This window comes from Thermocatellispora tengchongensis, from assembly GCF_014202315.1.
Taxonomy (GTDB): Bacteria; Actinomycetota; Actinomycetes; order Streptosporangiales; family Streptosporangiaceae; genus Thermocatellispora; species Thermocatellispora tengchongensis.
Map to the genome: position 1 here is coordinate 128,072 of NZ_JACHGN010000029.1, position 19,323 is coordinate 147,394.

Below are 19,323 nucleotides of genomic sequence, written 5' to 3' on the forward strand. Positions count from 1 at the left end.
GGTGGTCGGTCCCGCTGCGCGGACTACTTCTTACCGGGCTTCTTCTTGCCGGCCACGGTCTTCTTCTTGCCCTTGCGAGTACGGGCGTTGGTCTGCGTGCGCTGACCGTGCACGGGAAGACCGCGGCGGTGCCGGATGCCCTGGTAGCAGCCGATCTCGATCTTGCGGCGGATGTCGGCCTGCACCTCTCGGCGGAGGTCACCTTCGATCTTGAAGTTGGCCTCGATGTAGTCACGCAGCGGGACGAGCTCCTCGTCCGTCAGCTGGTGCACACGCAGGTCGCCGCTGATGCCGGTGGCCTTCAGCGTCTCCAGCGCGCGGGTGCGGCCGATGCCGTAAATGTAGGTGAGAGCGACCTCGATCCGCTTGTCGCGGGGGAGGTCGACGCCAACCAGGCGAGCCATGGCGGGCATTCTCCTTCTGTGTGGCGGAGGTCTTGACGCCGCACCGCCCCTCCCCATGCCCGGGGTGAGGGCCCCGGCCTCCGACCGGGGGTCTCCCGCGCCGTACGGCCTGGGCCGTACGCGCGGGCGTGCCACGCCTTGTTACGTTCTGTGCCCCCTCATGCGTCGAGTCCGCCATGCGCGTGAGCGCAGTCAGCGGACTCTGAAAGGGGGCCGTGCGGCGACTAGCCCTGGCGCTGCTTGTGGCGCAGGTTGTCGCAGATCACCATGACGCGACCGTGCCGGCGGATCACCTTGCACTTGTCGCAGATCTTCTTGACGCTCGGCTTGACCTTCATAGTCCTTACTTCGTTCCTCAGACGGCTTACTTGTATCTGTAGACGATCCGCCCACGAGTGAGGTCGTAGGGGCTCAGTTCGACGACAACCCGGTCGTCGGGCAGGATCCGGATGTAGTGCATCCGCATCCTTCCGCTGATGTGGGCCAGGACCTTGTGCCCGTTGTCGAGCTGCACCCGGAACATGGCGTTCGGGAGCGACTCGACCACAGTGCCCTCGATCTCGATGGCGCCGTCTTTCTTGGGCAATGTCCCTCGCGTTTCACTGATCGGTCGTCTGAGGCATCGGCACACTACGCAGCCGCGACCACGCACTTCGAGAGAGCGGCACCCGCCCGGGGTGCGCGATGAGTGCAATGGTCATAGTGAACCGACAAAGAAGTGTACGGCACCGCCGAGGAAAATGCGAAATCCACAACCGATGCCAGCACACCCGCAGGCCCCGAGCCTACCCCACCCCCACCATGCCCACGCCCACCCCACCCGGGGGACGCCCCGGGCGTGCCGCGCCGGCCGGCGTGCCGAGGCGCCGACCGGTGTACCCGCGCCCCGACCGGCGTGACCGTGCACCGACCGGCGTGCCCGCGCCCCGACCGGCGTGACCGGGCACCGGCCGGCGTACCCGCGCCCCGACCGGCGTACCCGCGCCCCGACCGGCGTACCCGCGCCCCGGCCGGCGTACCCGCACGCCGACGGCGTACCCGCACGCCGACCGGCGTGCCGAGGCGCCGGCCGGCGTGACCGCGCGCCGACGGGTGTGCCAGGTGCGCTCGGTGGCACATCCTGGCCAACGGTGCATCTTCCCCAGCGGATCTTCCGCAATGCGGGATGGGACGGGTGACGGAACCCGTGCCAACGTGCCCCTCCCGCCCCCTCCTGGCGAGCGCACACACCTGCGCGCCGTGCGGTGTCCCCAGGTAGCCCTCCGGTGCGCGCTGGGAGTGGGCGGGATGTGCGCGCTCTGCCGGGATCTGCGCGGTTTGTCGCGATGTCCGCCGCCTGCCGGGCTGTGTCGCGGTGTGCCGGGCTGTGTCGCGGTGTGCGCGTTCGAGGAGGCGGTGGAAGGAGCGCATTCGCCAGGCGCCCTTCCCCGGAGCGGGGCGGGCCGGCCGGTCAGGCGTTGAAGACGGCCTCGGATCGGTCGCGGTTTTCGTGCAGGTCCCAGTACAGGGGGGCGATCTGCTCGGGCGTGGCCGTCGGGCTGCCTTCCGGGCCGCCCCCGCCGATCCAGACGTTGATCACCACGTGCGCGGCGTACACGCCGCTGCCGGCCAGTTCCTTGTTCAGGTTGATCACCCAGTTGCGCAGAGCTGCTTGGGCCGGGTTGGCGTTGCCGAACATCGGCACCGGGTCCACGGAACCGCCGCCGGCGGTGAACAGCAGGGTCCCGGCGCCCGCCTCGCGCATCGCGGGCAGCACCGCCTGGGCCGCCGTGATGGCGCCGTAGAAGGCGTACTCGATCATCGGCTGCAGATTGTCCACCGTGACCTCCGAGGGGGCGGCCAGGGTGAGGCCGGGCACCGGGGAATGCGGGGCCGGCGAGTACTCCAGCACGTCGATGCCGCCGAAGCGGGTCTTGGCCGCGTCCAGGGCATCGGTCAGTGAGGCGCGGTCGAGGATGTCGGCGGGGAACGCGGCGGCCGTGATGCCTTCCTGGCCGAGCCGGCCGGCCAGCGTTTCCAGCTTCTCCTTGGTACGGGCGATCAGGGCGACGTCGAAGCCGCGGCTGCCGAAGGTGCGGGCGATGGCCAGGCCCATGCCGGGGCCGGCGCCGACGATGGCGAGAGTGGGCACAGTGAGATCTCTTCCGTGTTGTGACCGCCGGGACATGCGCAGATCGGATGCCCGGCCGGCGCGTGGATCAGGTGTGCTGATCAGGCGTGGGCGACGTGGTCAGCGCGAACCGCGCAGCCGTCCGGGCCGCAGATCGCCGCGTCGTTGCCGGCGACGAGAACGTTCGAGTGGGTCTCGTCCCAGACCTGGCGCAGGATGCCGAGCAGGGTGTCGGTGTCCTGTGCTCCGGGAAGGGCGTATCGGCCGTCGACCACGATGTACGGCGTGCCGGTGGCGCCCAGACGCCGCGCCGTCTTCCACGGCGCGGTCCAGGCGGTGGCTGCCCAGGCCGCACCAGGGGCAGGCGATCTCGGTCCATATCTCGCTCTCATGGCGCACCCCCAATTCCTACGTTTTGTGCGTAGCGCCATGATGGACCAGTATGGAAGGCCGTACAAAAGGCACATCGATGTGCGCGCCGGAAGGGAATGTGCGCCATGGACGTCGCAGCCCGGTCAGGTGCCTCAGCAGACCGAGGACCGTGCGCCGGCATCCCCGCCGAGCAGATGGACTTCATCCGCCAGGTACTGGACCGCGTCGGGGACAAGTGGAGCCTGCTGGTGATCGCCGCACTTGAGGCCGGCCCGCTGCGCTACACCGACCTGCAGCGCCACGTCCCCGGCATCTCACAGCGGATGCTCACCCTGACCGTGCGCCAGCTCCAGCAGGACGGCTTGGTGACCCGGACCGCCTACGCGGAGGTGCCGCCGCGTGTGGAGTACGCCCTCACCTCCCTGGGCCGCAGCCTCCACCACATCGTCACGTCCCTGATCACCTGGGTCGCCGACCACCACGGCCAGATCCGCGAACACCGGGCCCACACCGCCACCAGGCCCTGATGCCCGGCCCGTGGCCAGTGCACGCGGGTGGTCCGGGCGCGGGTGGTCGGACAGGGGGTGTCGGTGAGAAGCGCGTCACCAGGCCCAACGAGCGCGTTCGCCCAGCTCAGCCATGCTGGCCCAGGGGACAGAATGTGAGTCCTGTAGGGCCCGTGCTCCCGGATGCGAAGCTCTGACCAGGTATAACGTGCACGCGTGTACCTGGTGACAGCGGTCTTACCGACACCGCGTCCTGCATGGTGACGCTCGCCGCGGCGGTGGTGGCGGCCTGCGTGGGCGCGGCGGCCACGCCGATGGACAGTGCCGCCACGACGGCGGCGCCGGCGACGATGGTACGGATCTTGGCCACGGTGTCCGCCCCCTATTCGGGGCGGCCCCTCCCTTGCCCGGCACCGCACACACAGGCACCCGGAGACAAGCACGAGGCCCGCAGGCTCTGCCTGCGGGCCTCGTTACGTCTGGAACCCCCTGTCAACCCCCCTGAGCGGGTGGTTACCAGAGCTGACGGTAGCCGCTGAAGTCGTCGCGGAAGCCGTCACCCTCCGAGACGCCCACCCAGAAGTGCTTGGCCTTGAAGAACTTCTTGTTGTAGTCGAACTTGCCGAAGGTCTTGTACCGGTCGAAGTGGGTGCGGCCGAACCGGTCGATGTACTTGACCCAGAAGTAGCTGTACTCGCGGTCGCGGTCGAGGTCGAACAGCGAGCCCTTGACGTAGTACCAGCCGTCCTTCTTGTACCAGAAGCCCTTGAAGTAGGACCGCTTGCCGAAGCTCTCGCCGCGGCCGAAGTCGGAGAAGTACTTGAAGTTGTGGAACTTGGGCGCCGACGCCTGGGCGGTGGCCGTGGTGACGGCCGTCTCGGCGTTCGCCGCGGCGGGGGCGAGGGCCACGCCGGCGGCGAGGGAGCCGACGATCGCGGTGCCGGCGAGAATGCTGCGAAGGGTACGCAACGTCTTTCCTCCTGACGAGTTGGATTCTCTCTCCGGAGGAGCCTTTTCGGTGCTGCTCGCTCCGGACAGCCATCACGTTAGGAAGGAGAGAAGTATCGTTCTGCGCACGAGTTCACACTCGACGCCGGGCGTGCACTATTACGGGCTCGATCGCCGGGAATCGCCGGATCCCAGCCCGGTGGCCAGGGTGATGACCAGCAGGACAACGCCCCACGGGCCCATCACCCACAGCGGCCAGGGGTAGACGGGGCCGTCGCTGGACATGCTCACCAGCACCCAGATCACCCAGTTGATGCCGCTGGCCATGGCCCAGGGCACCCACATCGCGCTCAGGGTCTGGGCCCGTTTGCGGGACTTCTGGGCGCGCTTGGCGGGGGTTTCGGCGCGCTCGCGGTAGAGGCGGAGGTCGGTCGCGGGCAGGTCGTTGGTGAGCACGGCGAGCTCGCCGTAGGTCTTGCTCTGGTAGAGGCGTTCGAGGCGCTCGTCGAACTCCTCCGAGGTCAGCCGGCCTTCGGCGAAGTTCTCGCGTAGTACCTGGGCGACCCGATCGCGGTCAGCGTCGGACGCCCTCATCTCCGGGCTCTGCGCCATCGCCACTCACTCCCGCGCCGAGAAGTTCACTCAGTCGTGCCCGTCCGCCGTCGAGCGCGGTAAGCACCCAAGGTCCATTATGTGTCACGGCCACGCTGTGCTCGAAGTGCGCCGAGGGCTTGCCGTCCAGGGTGACGACGGTCCACTCGTCGGCCAGCACCCGGGTGCGGTCGGTGCCCAGGTTGACCATGGGCTCGATCGCCAGGCACATGCCGGCCTCGAAGCGCGGGCCTCGGCTCGGCCGGCCGTGGTTGGCCACCCAGGGGTCCATGTGCATCTCGGTGCCGATCCCGTGGCCCCCGTACTCCTGGGGGATGCCGTAGCGGCCCTGACGGCGTACGTAACGCTCGATCTCGAAGCCGACGTCGGACAGGTGCCGCCCCACCGTCAGCGCCGCGATACCGCGCCACATGGCCTCCTCGGTGACCCGCATCAGCTCGGTCAGCTTGGGGTCCACCTCGCCGACCGGGATGGTGATCGCGGAGTCGCCGTGCCAGCCGTCCAGGATGGCGCCGCAGTCGATGGAGATGATGTCGCCCTCGCGCAGCTTGCGGGCGTCGGTGGGGATGCCGTGCACCACCTCGTCGTTGACCGAGGCGCAGATCGTCGCCGGGTAGCCCTGGTAGCCCTTGAACGAGGGGATCGCGCCCTCGGCGCGGATCGCCTCCTCCGCGACCGCGTCCAGGTCCAGCGGCGTCATGCCCGGCTGGACCGTGTTGCGCAGCAGTTCCAGCGTCCGCCCGACCACCAGGCCGGCCGCGCGCATCTTCTCCAGTTGCTCCGGCGTCTTGACCTGAATTCCGTGCTTGTTCTTCTTGAACACCTATGGCACCCCCTGGGGTGGTTGAACGGGCGACACGTGCTCCCAATTCCCCCGATTCTGCCCTAAACCGCAACACGCCACTCCCGGCTCTGCCGGGAGTGGCGTGTGAGGCAGGAGTCGGCGCCCCCGTCCGGGAGCACCCGCTCAGTCGGTGTAGGGCCGCAGGGCCTCCATCGCGCGCTGGGTGACCTCCTCCACCGGGCCGGTCGCGTCCACCCCCACGAGGATGCCCTCGTCGGCGTAGAAGGCGATCAGCGGCGAGGTCTGCTCCTGATAGACCTCCAGCCGGTGCCGGATCGTCTCCTCCTTGTCGTCGTCGCGCTGGAAGAGCCGGCCGCCGCAGGCGTCGCAGATGTCGTCCTGCTTGTCGTCGAACTCGACGTGCCAGATGCGTCCGCACTGGCTGCAGGTACGCCGCCCGGCGAGCCGCCGTACCACTTCCTCGTCGTCCACGACGAGCTCCAGGACGATGTCAAGCCCGGTGCCCCACTCCTCCAGCATCTTCTTCAGGATCTCGGCCTGGGGCACGTTCCTGGGGAAGCCGTCGAGCAGGAAACCGTCCCGCGCGTCGTCCTCGGAGAGGCGGTCGCGGACCATGGCGATCGTGACCTCGTCGGGTACGAGGTCGCCGCGGTCCATGTATTCCTTGGCGAGCTTGCCGAGATCCGTGCCGCCCGACACGTTGGCACGGAAGATGTCACCTGTCGAGATTTTCGGGATGGACAGGTTCGATGCGATGAACTGGGCCTGCGTCCCCTTGCCCGCTCCGGGGGGCCCGACCAGGACGACACGCACTACTTCAGGAAACCCTCGTAGTTGCGCTGCTGTAGCTGGCTCTCGATCTGCTTCACGGTGTCAAGCCCAACACCAACCATGATCAGAATGCTCGTCCCTCCGAACGGGAAGTTCTGACTCGCACCGGCCACCGCGAGTGCGACGATCGGCACCATCGAGATCAGGCCCAGATACAGCGCACCCGGTGCGGTGAGACGAGTGAGCACATAGTTGAGGTACTCAGCCGTCGGCCGGCCCGGACGAATGCCCGGGATGAACCCACCGTACTTCTTCATGTTGTCGGCGACTTCAACGGGGTTGAAGGTAATGGACACGTAGAAGTAGGTGAAGAACACGATCAGGAGGAAGAACGTGATCATGTAGACCGGAGTGTCGCCCGTGACCAGGTTCTCCGAGATCCACTGGATGACGACGTTCGGGTTCTCCGAGGTCGCGAACAGCGTGGTGAGAAGCTGCGGGAGGTAGAGCAGCGACGAGGCGAAGATGACCGGGATGATGCCGGCCTGGTTGACCTTGAGCGGGATGTAGGTGGAGGTGCCGCCGTACATCCGGCGACCGACCATGCGCTTGGCGTACTGCACCGGGATGCGGCGCTGCGCCTGCTCCACGAACACCACCGCGGCGATCATGAAGACGCCGACGACCATCACCGCGGCGAAGGTGAAGGCGCTCTGGCGGTAGATGTTGAGCAGCTCCGAGGGGAAGACCGCGATCACCTGGGTGAAGATCAGCAGCGACATGCCGTTGCCGACGCCGCGGTCGGTGATCAGCTCGCCCAGCCACATGATCACGGCGGTGCCCGCGGTCATCGTGATGACCATGGTGACGACCGTGAACACCTCGTCGTTGAGGAGGACGTCCTCCTGGCACTGCGGGAAGAGCTGGCCGGTACGGGCCAGGGCCACGAACGCCGTGGACTGGAGCACGGCCAGGCCGATGGTGAGGTACCGGGTGTACTGCGTGATCTTGGCGGTACCGGCCTGGCCCTCCTTCTTCAGGGCCTCCAGCCGGGGGATCACCACGACGAGGAGCTGCAGGATGATGCTCGCCGTGATGTAGGGCATGATGCCGAGGGCGAACACTGAAAGTTTCAGCAGCGCGCCGCCACTGAAAAGCTGCACCATGCCGTAGATGTTGCCGGCGTCGCCCGCTTGGGCCTGTTCCAGACAGCGCCGGACGTTCTCGGCGTTGACGCCGGGAGTCGGAAGCACCGAGCCGAGCCGGAACAGCGCGATGATGCCCAAGGTGAAGAGCAACTTCTTGCGCAGGTCCGGCGTACGGAACGCTCGGGTAATCGCGGTCAGCACGGTCCCTCCTGCGCGCCTGAAAGGCGGTATCGGTCAGCGATGGTGCGGGGGTGGTCCATCAGAGGTCTCTGTCATCGAGCTTGTCAGACGCAGGCGCCCCGCAAAGCCATCCTGACGGGTAAACCCTTCAAGGAGTCTTCAGGAAACGCCCAGCGCCCCCGAACTCTAACGCACCAGGGGCGCGGGAGCCCATAACGAGCCCCCGCGCCTCTTGTAGCGGATTAGAGCTCAGTGGTCGAGCCCCCGGCCGCGGAGATCTTCTCCTTGGCGCTGGCCGAGAAGGCATGCGCCTGCACGTTCAACGCAACGGAGATCTCACCGGTTCCGAGGACCTTGACCAACTGGTTCTTCCGGACCGCGCCCTTGGCGACCAGCGTCTCGACGGTGACGTCGCCACCCTCGGGGAACAGCTCGCCGAGCTTGTCCAGGTTGACGACCTGGTAGGTCGTCTTGAACAGGGCGTTGGAGAAACCCTTCAGCTTCGGCAGCCGCCGCTGGAGCGGGACCTGGCCGCCCTCGAAGCCGAACGGGGTCGTCTTCCTCGCCTTGGTGCCCTTCGTACCACGACCGGCGGTCTTGCCCTTGGACGCCTCGCCGCGACCCTTGCGGATCTTGGCCTTGTTGGCGCCCGGCGCGGGCCGCAGGTCGTGGATGCGGAGCGGGGTGTTCTCAGACATGACTAGTCGACCTCTTCCAATTCGACGAGGTGCGACACCACGGCGACCATGCCCCGGATCTCGGGACGGTCCTCCTTGACGACGACATCGCCGATGCGCTTCAGGCCAAGCGAACGCAGCGAGTCGCGCTGGTTCTGCTTGCCGCCGATCTTCGAGCGGACCTGAGTGATCTTCAGACGAGCCATCGTCAGCTCACCGCCTTCGCCGCCGCGGCGGCCTCGGCCAGGCCCTCGGCGCGCGCCTTCAGCATGGCCTTGGGCGCGACGTCCTCGATCGGCAGGCCACGGCGGGCGGCGATCTCCTCGGGCCGCGACAGGCCCTTCAGCGCCGACACGGTGGCGTGCACGATGTTGATCGGGTTGTCGGAGCCGAGCGACTTCGACAGCACGTCGTGGATGCCGGCGCACTCCAGCACCGCGCGCACCGGGCCACCCGCGATGACACCGGTACCGGCCGAGGCCGGACGCAGCAGCACGACGCCGGCGGCGTCCTCGCCCTGCACGGTGTGCGGGATGGTGCCCTGGATGCGCGGCACCTTGAAGAAGTGCTTCTTGGCCTCCTCGACGCCCTTGGCGATGGCCGCGGGCACCTCCTTGGCCTTGCCGTAGCCGACACCGACCAGGCCGTTGCCGTCGCCGACGACGACCAGGGCGGTGAAGCTGAAGCGCCGGCCGCCCTTGACGACCTTCGCCACTCGGTTGATCTTCACGACGCGCTCGATGTACGAGACGCCCTTGTCTGCGGCACCCCCGCGGCGATCGTCACGACGGTCCCGCCGCTCGCCACCGCCGCCGGCACCGCGACGCGGAGCTGCAGCCATCAGTGGTTCCTCTTCTCGTTGCTCATTCGTCGGGTGGTCATCAGAACTGCAACCCACCCTCACGGGCACTGTCCGCGAGGGCCGCGATGCGGCCCGCGTAACGGTTGCCACCGCGGTCGAACACGACGGCGGTGATCCCGGCGGCCTTGGCCCGCTGAGCGAGAAGCTCGCCGACCTTCTTCGCCTTCTCGGTCTTGTCCCCCTCGGCGTTACGCAGCGAGGCGTCCATGGTGGACGCGCTCACCAGCGTGTGCCCCTGGGAGTCGTCGATGATCTGAACGAACATGTGCCGCGTCGAGCGGTTGACGACGAGGCGCGGGCGCTCCGTCGTACCGACGACCTTCTTGCGGACGCGGGTGTGACGGCGGGCCCGCGAGACGGCGCGGGCGGCCGTGTGCTTGCCGTACGCCCTCTTGAGAGCCATGCCTACTTACCAGCCTTTCCGACCTTGCGGCGGATAACTTCGCCCTGGTAGCGCACTCCCTTGCCCTTGTACGGGTCGGGCTTGCGCAGCTTGCGGATGTTCGCGGCGACCTCGCCGACCTTCTGCTTGTCGATGCCGTCGACATGGAACAGGGTCGGCCGCTCGACGCGGAAGGTGATGCCCTCGGGGGCGTCCACGATCACCGGGTGGCTGAAGCCCAGCGAGAACTCCAACTGCGTCGGGCCCTTGGCCTGGACGCGGTAGCCGACGCCGACGATCTCCAGCGTCTTGGAGTAGCCCTGGGTCACGCCGGCCACCATGTTGGCGATCAGCGTGCGGGACAGGCCGTGCAGCGCACGCACCCGGTTCTCGTCGTTCGGGCGGGTGACGGTGATCGCACCGTCATCGCCGCGGCTGACCTCGATCGGCTCCGCGACGGTGTGCGAGAGCGTGCCCTTGGGCCCCTTGACCGTGACGGCCCGGCCGTCGATCGCGATGTCCACACCGCTCGGTACGGGGATGGGCAGCCGTCCGATTCGCGACATGCTGGGTTCCTCCCCTCGTTACCAAACGTAGGCGAGGACTTCCCCGCCCACGCCACGCTTGCTGGCCTGCTTGTCGGTCATCAGGCCGGCGGACGTCGAGATGATCGCGACGCCCAGGCCGCCCAGAACCCGGGGCAGGTTGTCCTTCTTTGCATAGACCCGCAGACCGGGCTTCGACACCCGGCGCAGGCCCGCGATGGACCGCTCGCGGCTCGGCCCGAACTTCAGCTCGATCACGAGCTTCTTGTCCTTGGCCTCAGCACCCTCGACAGTCCAGGACTGCACGTACCCCTCCTGCTGGAGGATCTCGGCGATGTGCGCCTTGATCTTCGAGTACGGCATCGACACGCTGTCGTGGTAGGCCGAGTTCGCGTTACGCAGACGCGTCAGCATGTCTGCGATCGGGTCGGTCATCGTCATGGCCGGTGGCCCTCCCCGCCGCGGTTTCCTCTTCGGACCTACGGCGTGGTCGTGGGCGCCGATGGCTCAGCGCCCGGTTGATATGACTATCTGGTTCGCCGGTGCCGCTCGCGGGCTACCAGCTCGACTTGGTGATGCCCGGCAGCTCGCCGCGGTGCGCCATCTCACGGAAGCACACGCGGCACAGGCCGAACTTGCGGTAGACGGCCCGCGGGCGCCCGCAGCGCGAGCAGCGGGTGTAGGCCCGGACCTCGAACTTGGCCTTGCGCGCCGCCTTGGCGATCAGCGCCTTCTTCGCCATGTCGCTTCTCCTCTTACGCTTCCTTGAACGGGAACCCGAGGAGCCTCAGCAGCGCCCGGCCCTGCTCGTCGTTCTTGGCGGTGGTCACCACGGTGATGTCCATGCCGCGCTGCCGGTCCACCCGGTCCTGGTCCACCTCGTGGAACATGACCTGCTCGGTCAGGCCGAACGTGTAGTTGCCGTTGCCGTCGAACTGCTTGGGCGACAGGCCGCGGAAGTCGCGGATACGGGGCAGCGCCAGCGAGAGCAGGCGGTCCAGGAACTCCCACATCCGGTCGCCGCGCAGCGTGACGTGCGCGCCGATCGGCATGCCCTCGCGCAGCTTGAACTGCGCGATGGACTTGCGGGCGCGGGCCACGGCCGGCTTCTGACCGGTGATCGCGGTGAGGTCGCGGACGGCACCCTCGATGAGCTTGGAGTCGCGAGCCGCCTCGCCGACGCCCATGTTCACCTTGATCTTGGTGATCGTGGGCACCTGCATGATGTTCTCGATGCCGAACTCCTCGCGCAGCTTCGCGATGATCTCCTCGCGGTAGCGCTGCTTGAGACGCGGGATCGGGCGCGCTTCAGTCGTCGTGGTCATCACTTGTCCTCACCCGACTCGTCGGCCGCGGTGTCCTTGGCCTTCTCGTCCTTGGGCTTTTCATCCTTGAGCTTCTTGACGTTGCTCACGTGGATGGGGGCCTCCATGGTCTGCACGCCGCCGGTCTTGGCGCCGCGAGGACCCTGGTGGGTCTCCTTGGCGTGCTTCTTGATCATGTTCACGCCCTCGACCACCACGCGCTGCTCGCGCGGGTAGGCGGCGATCACACGGCCCTTGGACCCCTTGTCCTTGCCGGCGATGACCTGGACCAGGTCACCCTTCTTCACATGCAGCTTCGGCATTACAGCACCTCCGGAGCGAGCGAGATGATGCGCATGAACTTCTTCTCACGCAGCTCGCGGCCGACCGGGCCGAAGATACGCGTGCCCCTGGGGTCGCCGCTGTCCTTGATGATGACCGCGGCGTTCTCGTCGAAGCGGATGTAGGAGCCGTCCGGACGGCGGCGCTCCTTGCGGGTGCGCACCACGACGGCCTTGACGACCTCACCCTTCTTGACGCCGCCGCCGGGAAGGGCGTCCTTCACCGTGGCGACGATGACGTCGCCGATACCCGCGTAGCGCCGGCCCGAGCCGCCGAGCACGCGGATGCAGAGGATCTCCTTGGCACCCGTGTTGTCGGCGACCTTGAGCCGCGACTCCTGCTGGATCACGTCAACTCCTGTGTGTCGCGCCGGTTCTCACCGTCTGGCGGTGAGCCTGGCGGAACCTGCTGTGGTCTTTTTCCCTCGGCGACAGCCGCCCTGACCGCTGCCAGGACCCCGCCGCCGCGGGCGGCGCGCCACTCCCGCGTACGCGGGGCGCGGCGCGCCCTTGGACGCCTCCGTGGGGGCGGACCCCCACGGGACGCGTGTTCAGCCCGTGCTGCGCACAGGCGGGTTTACTTGGCCTTCTCCAGGATCTCCACGACGCGCCAGCGCTTGGTCGCCGACAGCGGGCGGGTCTCCATGAGAAGGACGCGGTCGCCGATGCCACACTCGTTGGCCTCGTCGTGCGCCTTGTACTTGGTGGTGCGGCGGATGACCTTGCCGTACAGCGGGTGCTTAACGCGGTCCTCGACGGCGACGACGACGGTCTTGTCCATCTTGTCGCTGACGACCAGGCCCTCGCGCGTCTTGCGGTAGTTACGCTGCGCGGTCACGGTGTCCTGCTGCTCGGTGGTCTCAGCCATCGCTCGGCTCCTTCACTTCCGTGATGATGCCAAGCTCCCGCTCCCGCATCACGGTGTAGATACGGGCGATCTCACGGCGTACGGCGCGGAGCCGCCCGTGGCTCTCCAACTGGCCGGTCGCAGCCTGGAAGCGGAGGTTGAACAGCTCCTCCTTCGCCTCCTTCAGCTTGTTGACCAGCTCATCCTTGTCTTGCTGCCGCAGCTCGGCGGCGGTCAGGCCCTGTGCCATCACGCCTCACCCACTTCACGCTTCACGAACCGGCACTTCATCGGGAGCTTGTGCATCGCACGCCGCATCGCCTCGCGGGCGACCGGCTCGGCGACACCCGAGAGCTCGAACATGACCCGGCCCGGCTTGACGTTGGCGATCCACCACTCCGGCGAGCCCTTACCGGAACCCATACGGGTCTCGGCCGGCTTCTTGGTCAGCGGGCGGTCGGGGTAGATGTTGATCCACACCTTGCCGCCTCGGCGGATGTGCCGGGTCATGGCGATACGAGCGGACTCGATCTGGCGGTTGGTCACGTAGCTGTGCTCAAGCGCCTGGATGCCGTACTCGCCGAAGACGACCCTCGTGCCGCCCTTGGCCATGCCGTGACGGTCGGGCCGGTGCTGCTTACGGTGCTTGACCCTGCGCGGGATCAGCATGGTCAGCTCCCTTCAGCACCCGGCTGCTCCGCCGGGCCGGACTCGGGCGCCCCGGCGGGCGCGGTTGACTCGGTCTTCGGGCCGCGACCGCCGCCGCGCGGGCCGCCGTCGCGACCGCCACGGCCGCCACGGCCGCGCTGCGGCCGGTCCGTACGGTCCCGCCGCTGCCCGGCGCGCGCGCCCGCCGCGGCGGCCTCGCGCTCGGCCCGGGAGGTCGGGGCCTCACCCTTGTAGATCCACACCTTCACGCCGATCCGGCCGAAGGTGGTACGGGCCTCGTAGAACCCGTAGTCGATGTCGGCGCGGAGCGTGTGCAGGGGCACGCGGCCCTCGCGGTAGAACTCCGAGCGGGACATCTCGGCGCCGCCGAGGCGACCCGAGCACTGCACCCGGATGCCCTTGGCGCCGCTCTTCATCGCCGACTGCATCGCCTTGCGCATGGCCCGCCGGAACGACACACGGCTGGACAGCTGCTCGGCGACGCCCTGGGCGACGAGCTGGGCGTCGATCTCGGGGTTCTTCACCTCGAGAATGTTGAGCTGAACCTGCTTCTTGGTCAGCTTCTCCAGATCGCCACGGATACGGTCCGCCTCGGCGCCGCGGCGGCCGATGACGATGCCCGGCCTCGCGGTGTGGATGTCGACCTGAACGCGGTCGGTGGTGCGCTCGATCTCCACCTTGGAGATGCCGGCCCGCTCCATGCCGCGCTGCAGCATCCGGCGGATCGCCACGTCCTCGGCGACGTAGCTCTTGTAGAGCTTGTCGGCGTACCACCGGCTCTTGAAGTCGGTCGTGATGCCGAGGCGGAACCCGTGCGGGTTAACCTTCTGGCCCACTAGCGGGTCCTTCCCTTCGGCTTGCCCTGGCCATCGGGCCGGGACTCGACGATCACTGTGATGTGGCTCGTCCGCTTGTTGATCCGATAGGCACGGCCCTGGGCGCGGGGACGGAACCGCTTGAGCGTCGGCCCCTCGTCAACCCACGCCCGGCTCACCACCAGCGTCTCGCGGTCGAGCTTGAAGTTGTGCTCGGCGTTCGCCACGGCGCTCGAAAGCACCTTGTAGACGGGCTCGCTCGCCGCCTGGGGAGCGAACTGCAGCACGGCCTGCGCCTCCGAAGCGGGCAGCCCGCGAATGAGGTCCACCACGCGGCGGGCCTTCTGGGGCGTGACACGGACGAACCGCGCCTGAGCCCTGGCTTCCATCGCTTACTCCTCTTGAATGCTCTTCGAAGGCTGCTACCGCCGGCTGCGGCGGTCTTCCTTGACGTGGCTGCGGAAGGTCCGCGTGGGAGCGAACTCGCCGAGCTTGTGTCCGATCATCGACTCGGTGATGAACACCGGGACGTGCTTGCGGCCGTCGTGCACGGCGATCGTGTGGCCGATCATGTCGGGCACGATCATGGAGCGCCGCGACCACGTCTTGATGACGTTCTTGGTCCCCTTTTCGTTCTGGGCGTCCACCTTCTTCATCAGGTGGTCGTCCACGAAGGGGCCCTTCTTAAGGCTACGTGGCATTCTGGCTGCTCCTACCGCTTCTTCCTCTTGCTCCTACGCCGGATGATCAACCGGTCGCTGGCCTTGTTCGCCTGGCGGGTGCGACCCTCGGGCTTGCCCTTGGGGTTCACCGGGTGACGACCGCCGGAGGTCTTGCCCTCACCACCACCGTGCGGGTGGTCGATCGGGTTCATGGCCACACCGCGGACGGTCGGGCGCTTGCCCTTCCAGCGGTTGCGGCCCGCCTTGCCGATGTTGATGTTGGCCTGCTCGGCGTTGCCGACCTGGCCCACGGAAGCGCGGCAGCGCACGTCCACCATGCGCATCTCACCGGAGGGCATGCGCAGCGTGGCGTACTGGCCCTCCTTGGCGAGGAGCTGGATCTGCGCGCCCGCGGAGCGGCCCAGCTTGGCGCCACCGCCCGGCCGCAGCTCCACCGCGTGGATGAAGGTACCGGTCGGGATGTTGCGCAGCGGCAGGCAGTTGCCCGGCTTGATGTCGGCCGCGGGGCCGTTCTCGATGACGTCCCCCTGCTTGATGCCGGTCGGCGCGATGATGTAGCGCTTCTCGCCGTCGGCGTAGTGCAGCAGCGCGATGCGGGAGGTCCGGTTCGGGTCGTACTCGATGTGCGCGACCTTCGCCGGGATGCCGTCCTTGTCGTTGCGCCGGAAGTCGATGATCCGGTACGCGCGCTTGTGGCCGCCGCCCTGGTGGCGCGCGGTCACCCGGCCGTGAACGTTGCGGCCGCCCTTGCTGTGCAGGGGGGCAAGCAGCGACTTCTCGGGCGTGCTGCGCGTGATCTCGGCGAAGTCCGAGACACTGGCGCCGCGCCGACCCGGGGTCGTCGGCTTGTACTTACGGATGCCCATCTTTTTCGTTCATCCTTGTTCGTCGTGGACCATCCCCGCGGGAGCGGGGAGAACTCAGCCGATCTGGCCGAAGATGTCGATACGGTCGCCCTCGACCAGGCTCACGATCGCTCGCTTGGTGTCGGGACGCTTCCCGTAACCGGTACGGGTGCGCTTGCGCTTGCCCTGCCGGTTGATGGTGTTCACGCTGGTGACCTTGACCCCGAAGATCTGCTCGACGGCGATCTTGACCTGGGTCTTGTTCGCGGTCTTCTTCACCAGGAACGTGTACTTGTTGTGCTCGTCGATCAGGCCGTAGCTCTTCTCCGAGACGATCGGCTTGATGATGACGTCACGCGGGTCGGCGACCCGCTCCAGCTTGCCCGTGACCTTGTCCATCAGGCGTCGTCCTTCCCGCTCTCGGCACCGCCGCTCGCGGACAGCCGCGCCACGACCTGGTCGTACGCCTCCTGCGTGAAGACCACGTCGTCATGGCAGAGCACGTCGTAGGTGTTGAGCTGGCCCGCGTCCAGGAGGTGGACCTCGGGCGCGTTGCGCAGGCTGAGCCAGGTGAGCTCGTCGCCCTCGTCGACCACGACGAGGACGCTGCGGGCCTGCGTGATCTTCCGCAGCGACTGCAGGGCCGCCTTGGTCTTGGGGGTGTCGCCGGTGACCAGCGAGCTGACCACGTGCACACGCCCGCCGGCGGCGCGGTCGGACAGCGCGCCGCGCAGGGCCGCGGCCTTCATCTTCTTCGGCGTGCGCTGGCTGTAGTCGCGCGGCACGGGGCCGTGGACCACGCCACCACCGGTGAACTGCGGCGCGCGGGTCGAGCCCTGGCGGGCCCGGCCGGTGCCCTTCTGGCGGTACGGCTTCTTGCCGCCGCCGCGGACCTCGCCGCGGGTCTTGGTCTTGTGGGTGCCCTGCCGGCGCGCGGCGAGCTGGGCGACGACGACCTGGTGGATCAACGGGATGTTGACCTTGGCGCCGAAGATGTCCTCCGGCAGCTCGACCGTGCCCGTCTTGGCACCGCTGGCGTCGAGGACGTCTACGGAACTCACTTCACAGCCCCCTTCTTGGCAGCGGTGCGGATGAGGACCAGGCTCCCGTTGGGGCCGGGAATCGCACCCTTGATCAGGATGAGGTTCTTCTCGGCGTCCACGGAGTGCACCTTCAGGCTCTGGACGGTGGTGCGGACGTTGCCCATCCGACCGGCCATGCGCAGGCCCTTGAACACGCGGCCCGGGGTGGCGCAGCCGCCGATGGAGCCCGGCGAGCGGTGCTTGCGCTGCGTACCGTGGGAGGCGCCCAGACCGCCGAAGCCGTGGCGCTTCATGACGCCGGCGAAGCCCTTGCCCTTGCTCTTGCCCGTCACGTCGACGAACTGGCCGGCCTCGAAGGTGTCGGCCAGGACCTCCTGGCCGATCGTGTACTCGCTCGCGTCGTCCGTACGGATCTCCGCGAAGTAGCGGCGCGGGGTGATGTCGTGCTTGCGCAGGTAGTCACCCAGGGGCTTGTTGACCTTGCGCGGGTCCACCTGGCCGAAACCGAGCTGGATGGCGGAGTAGCCGTCGCGCTCCTCGGTGCGGACCCGGGTCACCACACACGGACCGGCCTCGACCACGGTCACCGGGACGATCCGGTTGTCCGCGTCGAAGACCTGGGTCATGCCGAGCTTCTTGCCCAGGACGCCCTTGATCTGCTTAGCCATGTCAGTGCGTTCCCTCAGAGCTTGATCGAGATGTCAACGCCGGCGGGGAGGTCGAGCCGCATGAGCGAGTCGACGGTCTTCGGCGTCGGGTCGATGATGTCAATCAGCCGCTTGTGCGTGCGCATCTCAAAGTGCTCGCGGCTGTCCTTGTACTTGTGCGGCGAGCGGATGACGCAGTACACGTTCTTCTCGGTCGGCAGCGGCACCGGGCCCGCGACCTTCGCTCCGGTACGCGTCACCGTCTCGACGATCTTCTTGGCCGAGCTGTCGATGACCTCGTGGTCATAGGCCTTAAGCCGGATGCGGATCTTCTGTCCCGCCATAGTGGCCTCGGTGTCCTTCGCTGTCGTCCTGTAAAAGCTTCGTGCGGCGGTCGCCGCTGTAGGTGGCCCCGGCCGACGCCCTCCGTGATCTTGCAGGCGTTTCGAGCGAGTCGAAACCGCTGCGAGATCACGGCCGGGGCGGGCTGGGCCGTGAGGACCCGCTCATGGGGATGGGGTCCTCTCGTGGTTCGGCGGTCGGCCCCTTGCGAGGGCCGACCGCCGCCCCGCGGTCGTGCTACTTGAGGATCTTCGTGACGCGCCCGGCGCCGACGGTCCGGCCACCCTCGCGGATCGCGAACTTGAGGCCTTCCTCCATCGCGATCGGCTGGATGAGCTGGACGGTCATCTCGGTGTTGTCACCGGGCATGACCATCTCGGTGCCCTCGGGCAGGTTGACCACACCGGTCACGTCGGTGGTGCGGAAGTAGAACTGCGGGCGGTAGTTGTTGAAGAACGGCGTGTGCCGGCCGCCCTCGTCCTTGGCCAGGATGTAGACCTGGGCCTCGAACTCGGTGTGCGGGGTGGTCGTGCCCGGCTTGATGACACACTGACCGCGCTCGACCTCCTCACGCTTGATACCGCGCAGGAGCAGACCGACGTTGTCGCCCGCCTGGCCCTCGTCGAGGAGCTTGCGGAACATCTCGACACCGGTGACCGTGGTGGTGGTCTTGGTGTCCTTGATGCCGATGATGTCGACGGTCTCGTTGACCTTGATGACACCGCGCTCGATACGACCGGTCACGACGGTGCCGCGGCCGGTGATCGAGAAGACGTCCTCGATCGGCATGAGGAACGGCTTGTCGGTCTCGCGGACCGGCTCGGGCACGTTCTCGTCAACGGCGTCCATGAGCTCGACGATGCTGTCGGCCCACTTGGCGTCGCCCTCCAGCGCCTTGAGCGCGGAGACGCGGACCACCGGCACGTCGTCGCCGGGGAACTCCTGGGCGGTGAGGAGCTCGCGTACCTCGAGCTCGACGAGCTCCAGGATCTCCTCGTCGTCCACCATGTCGGCCTTGTTCAGGGCCACGACGATGTACGGCACGCCGACCTGGCGGGCCAGGAGCACGTGCTCCTTGGTCTGCGGCATCGGGCCGTCGGTCGCGGCGACCACCAGGATCGCGCCGTCCATCTGGGCGGCACCGGTGATCATGTTCTTCACGTAGTCGGCGTGACCGGGGCAGTCCACGTGGGCGTAGTGGCGCTTCTCGGTCTGGTACTCGACGTGCGCGATGGAGATGGTGATACCGCGGGCCTTCTCCTCGGGAGCCTTGTCAATCTTGTCGAACGGGGTCGACTCGTTGAGCTCCGGGTACCGGTCGTGAAGCACCTTGGTGATCGCCGCGGTCAGAGTGGTCTTGCCGTGGTCGATGTGCCCAATGGTGCCGATGTTCACGTGCGGCTTGGTCCGCTCGAACTTGGCCTTGGCCACTGCTCTGTCTCCTTAGAGATTCTGACTTGACTTG

At 67.7% G+C, this 19,323-nt stretch carries 33 protein-coding genes; 1 reads left to right on the top strand and 32 read right to left on the bottom strand.

Going from position 1 to position 19,323, the window contains the following annotated elements:
* Positions 1-23: 23 nt before the first annotated feature.
* The 5 genes from rpsM to HNP84_RS45065 form a co-directional block, all read right to left on the bottom strand.
* Positions 24-404 (bottom strand): 30S ribosomal protein S13, encoded by a 381-nt coding sequence (gene rpsM / locus HNP84_RS45045; protein WP_185056252.1) that lies wholly within the window; start codon positions 402-404, stop codon positions 24-26.
* Positions 405-628: 224 nt separating this feature from the next.
* Positions 629-742, bottom strand: coding sequence for a 50S ribosomal protein L36 (gene rpmJ / locus HNP84_RS45050; protein WP_003956441.1), 114 nt, complete (start codon positions 740-742; stop codon positions 629-631).
* A gap of 26 nt (positions 743-768) precedes the next feature.
* Positions 769-990 (bottom strand): translation initiation factor IF-1, encoded by a 222-nt coding sequence (infA, locus tag HNP84_RS45055; protein ID WP_185056253.1) that lies wholly within the window; start codon positions 988-990, stop codon positions 769-771.
* 864 nt (positions 991-1,854) lie between these two features.
* A complete protein-coding gene (locus HNP84_RS45060) occupies positions 1,855-2,535 on the bottom strand; it encodes an SDR family NAD(P)-dependent oxidoreductase (RefSeq protein ID WP_185056254.1) in 681 nt (226 codons plus the stop codon).
* Between the two features lie 80 nt (positions 2,536-2,615).
* Positions 2,616-2,789: a hypothetical protein gene (locus tag HNP84_RS45065; RefSeq protein ID WP_221337549.1), complete on the bottom strand. Its 174-nt coding sequence runs from the start codon at positions 2,787-2,789 to the stop codon at positions 2,616-2,618.
* A gap of 291 nt (positions 2,790-3,080) precedes the next feature.
* Between HNP84_RS45065 and HNP84_RS45070 the strand changes: the two genes are divergently transcribed.
* A complete protein-coding gene (locus HNP84_RS45070) occupies positions 3,081-3,413 on the top strand; it encodes a winged helix-turn-helix transcriptional regulator (protein ID WP_246519447.1) in 333 nt (110 codons plus the stop codon).
* 492 nt (positions 3,414-3,905) lie between these two features.
* Here HNP84_RS45070 and HNP84_RS45075 read toward each other — a convergent pair whose 3' ends face one another.
* The 27 genes from HNP84_RS45075 to tuf all read right to left on the bottom strand — a co-directional run bounded on the left by HNP84_RS45075 (position 3,906) and on the right by tuf (position 19,289).
* Positions 3,906-4,361 carry a hypothetical protein gene (locus HNP84_RS45075; RefSeq protein WP_185056257.1) on the bottom strand — a complete coding sequence of 152 codons (456 nt, stop codon included), beginning with the start codon at positions 4,359-4,361 and terminating at the stop codon, positions 3,906-3,908.
* A gap of 138 nt (positions 4,362-4,499) precedes the next feature.
* Positions 4,500-4,952, bottom strand: coding sequence for a DUF1707 SHOCT-like domain-containing protein (locus HNP84_RS45080; RefSeq protein ID WP_185056258.1), 453 nt, complete (start codon positions 4,950-4,952; stop codon positions 4,500-4,502).
* Positions 4,915-5,775, bottom strand: coding sequence for a type I methionyl aminopeptidase (gene map, locus HNP84_RS45085; RefSeq protein WP_185056259.1), 861 nt, complete (start codon positions 5,773-5,775; stop codon positions 4,915-4,917). Before map ends, HNP84_RS45080 begins: the two co-directional genes overlap by 38 nt.
* Before the next feature lie 144 nt (positions 5,776-5,919).
* Complete coding sequence (locus HNP84_RS45090) at positions 5,920-6,570, bottom strand: adenylate kinase (protein ID WP_185056260.1); 651 nt, start codon at positions 6,568-6,570, stop codon at positions 5,920-5,922.
* The gene (secY, locus tag HNP84_RS45095; RefSeq protein WP_185056262.1) at positions 6,570-7,877 is read right to left on the bottom strand and encodes a preprotein translocase subunit SecY; all 1,308 of its coding nucleotides are present in this window, start codon (positions 7,875-7,877) and stop codon (positions 6,570-6,572) included. Before secY ends, HNP84_RS45090 begins: the two co-directional genes overlap by 1 nt.
* Before the next feature lie 221 nt (positions 7,878-8,098).
* The gene (rplO, locus tag HNP84_RS45100) at positions 8,099-8,554 is read right to left on the bottom strand and encodes a 50S ribosomal protein L15 (RefSeq protein ID WP_185056263.1); all 456 of its coding nucleotides are present in this window, start codon (positions 8,552-8,554) and stop codon (positions 8,099-8,101) included.
* A 2-nt stretch (positions 8,555-8,556) separates the two neighbouring features.
* A complete protein-coding gene (rpmD, locus tag HNP84_RS45105; RefSeq protein WP_185056265.1) occupies positions 8,557-8,739 on the bottom strand; it encodes a 50S ribosomal protein L30 in 183 nt (60 codons plus the stop codon).
* 2 nt (positions 8,740-8,741) lie between these two features.
* Positions 8,742-9,374 (bottom strand): 30S ribosomal protein S5, encoded by a 633-nt coding sequence (rpsE, locus tag HNP84_RS45110; RefSeq protein ID WP_185056267.1) that lies wholly within the window; start codon positions 9,372-9,374, stop codon positions 8,742-8,744.
* Positions 9,375-9,414: 40 nt separating this feature from the next.
* A complete protein-coding gene (gene rplR, locus HNP84_RS45115) occupies positions 9,415-9,798 on the bottom strand; it encodes a 50S ribosomal protein L18 (protein WP_185056269.1) in 384 nt (127 codons plus the stop codon).
* Positions 9,799-9,800: 2 nt separating this feature from the next.
* Complete coding sequence (gene rplF / locus HNP84_RS45120; RefSeq protein ID WP_185056270.1) at positions 9,801-10,343, bottom strand: 50S ribosomal protein L6; 543 nt, start codon at positions 10,341-10,343, stop codon at positions 9,801-9,803.
* Between the two features lie 18 nt (positions 10,344-10,361).
* Positions 10,362-10,763, bottom strand: a complete 402-nt coding sequence (gene rpsH / locus HNP84_RS45125; RefSeq protein WP_185056271.1) for a 30S ribosomal protein S8 — start codon at positions 10,761-10,763, stop codon at positions 10,362-10,364.
* A gap of 115 nt (positions 10,764-10,878) precedes the next feature.
* Positions 10,879-11,064: a type Z 30S ribosomal protein S14 gene (locus HNP84_RS45130; RefSeq protein ID WP_185056272.1), complete on the bottom strand. Its 186-nt coding sequence runs from the start codon at positions 11,062-11,064 to the stop codon at positions 10,879-10,881.
* A gap of 13 nt (positions 11,065-11,077) precedes the next feature.
* Positions 11,078-11,647 carry a 50S ribosomal protein L5 gene (gene rplE, locus HNP84_RS45135; protein ID WP_185056273.1) on the bottom strand — a complete coding sequence of 190 codons (570 nt, stop codon included), beginning with the start codon at positions 11,645-11,647 and terminating at the stop codon, positions 11,078-11,080.
* Positions 11,647-11,940, bottom strand: coding sequence for a 50S ribosomal protein L24 (rplX, locus tag HNP84_RS45140; protein WP_246519461.1), 294 nt, complete (start codon positions 11,938-11,940; stop codon positions 11,647-11,649). Before rplX ends, rplE begins: the two co-directional genes overlap by 1 nt.
* An 8-nt stretch (positions 11,941-11,948) precedes the next feature.
* Positions 11,949-12,317, bottom strand: coding sequence for a 50S ribosomal protein L14 (gene rplN, locus HNP84_RS45145; RefSeq protein WP_185056275.1), 369 nt, complete (start codon positions 12,315-12,317; stop codon positions 11,949-11,951).
* A 227-nt stretch (positions 12,318-12,544) separates the two neighbouring features.
* Positions 12,545-12,835 (bottom strand): 30S ribosomal protein S17, encoded by a 291-nt coding sequence (gene rpsQ / locus HNP84_RS45150; protein WP_185056276.1) that lies wholly within the window; start codon positions 12,833-12,835, stop codon positions 12,545-12,547.
* Positions 12,828-13,064, bottom strand: coding sequence for a 50S ribosomal protein L29 (rpmC, locus tag HNP84_RS45155; protein ID WP_221337551.1), 237 nt, complete (start codon positions 13,062-13,064; stop codon positions 12,828-12,830). Before rpmC ends, rpsQ begins: the two co-directional genes overlap by 8 nt.
* On the bottom strand, positions 13,064-13,483 hold the full coding sequence (gene rplP, locus HNP84_RS45160) for a 50S ribosomal protein L16 (RefSeq protein ID WP_185056277.1): 420 nt from the start codon (positions 13,481-13,483) through the stop codon (positions 13,064-13,066). The genes rpmC and rplP overlap by 1 nt, the downstream gene beginning before the upstream one ends.
* Positions 13,484-13,485: 2 nt before the next feature.
* Complete coding sequence (rpsC, locus tag HNP84_RS45165) at positions 13,486-14,319, bottom strand: 30S ribosomal protein S3 (RefSeq protein ID WP_185056278.1); 834 nt, start codon at positions 14,317-14,319, stop codon at positions 13,486-13,488.
* A complete protein-coding gene (gene rplV / locus HNP84_RS45170; RefSeq protein ID WP_185056279.1) occupies positions 14,319-14,687 on the bottom strand; it encodes a 50S ribosomal protein L22 in 369 nt (122 codons plus the stop codon). Before rplV ends, rpsC begins: the two co-directional genes overlap by 1 nt.
* A 33-nt stretch (positions 14,688-14,720) precedes the next feature.
* Positions 14,721-14,999, bottom strand: coding sequence for a 30S ribosomal protein S19 (gene rpsS / locus HNP84_RS45175; protein WP_185056280.1), 279 nt, complete (start codon positions 14,997-14,999; stop codon positions 14,721-14,723).
* A gap of 11 nt (positions 15,000-15,010) precedes the next feature.
* Complete coding sequence (rplB, locus tag HNP84_RS45180; protein WP_185056281.1) at positions 15,011-15,847, bottom strand: 50S ribosomal protein L2; 837 nt, start codon at positions 15,845-15,847, stop codon at positions 15,011-15,013.
* 54 nt (positions 15,848-15,901) lie between these two features.
* Positions 15,902-16,225 carry a 50S ribosomal protein L23 gene (gene rplW, locus HNP84_RS45185; protein ID WP_185056282.1) on the bottom strand — a complete coding sequence of 108 codons (324 nt, stop codon included), beginning with the start codon at positions 16,223-16,225 and terminating at the stop codon, positions 15,902-15,904.
* Positions 16,225-16,887, bottom strand: coding sequence for a 50S ribosomal protein L4 (gene rplD / locus HNP84_RS45190; RefSeq protein ID WP_185056283.1), 663 nt, complete (start codon positions 16,885-16,887; stop codon positions 16,225-16,227). The genes rplW and rplD overlap by 1 nt, the downstream gene beginning before the upstream one ends.
* Positions 16,884-17,537: a 50S ribosomal protein L3 gene (rplC, locus tag HNP84_RS45195; protein WP_185056284.1), complete on the bottom strand. Its 654-nt coding sequence runs from the start codon at positions 17,535-17,537 to the stop codon at positions 16,884-16,886. Before rplC ends, rplD begins: the two co-directional genes overlap by 4 nt.
* Positions 17,538-17,551: 14 nt before the next feature.
* On the bottom strand, positions 17,552-17,860 hold the full coding sequence (rpsJ, locus tag HNP84_RS45200; protein WP_012887830.1) for a 30S ribosomal protein S10: 309 nt from the start codon (positions 17,858-17,860) through the stop codon (positions 17,552-17,554).
* 235 nt (positions 17,861-18,095) lie between these two features.
* Positions 18,096-19,289: an elongation factor Tu gene (gene tuf / locus HNP84_RS45205; protein WP_185056285.1), complete on the bottom strand. Its 1,194-nt coding sequence runs from the start codon at positions 19,287-19,289 to the stop codon at positions 18,096-18,098.
* Between the last annotated feature and the right edge of the window lie 34 nt (positions 19,290-19,323).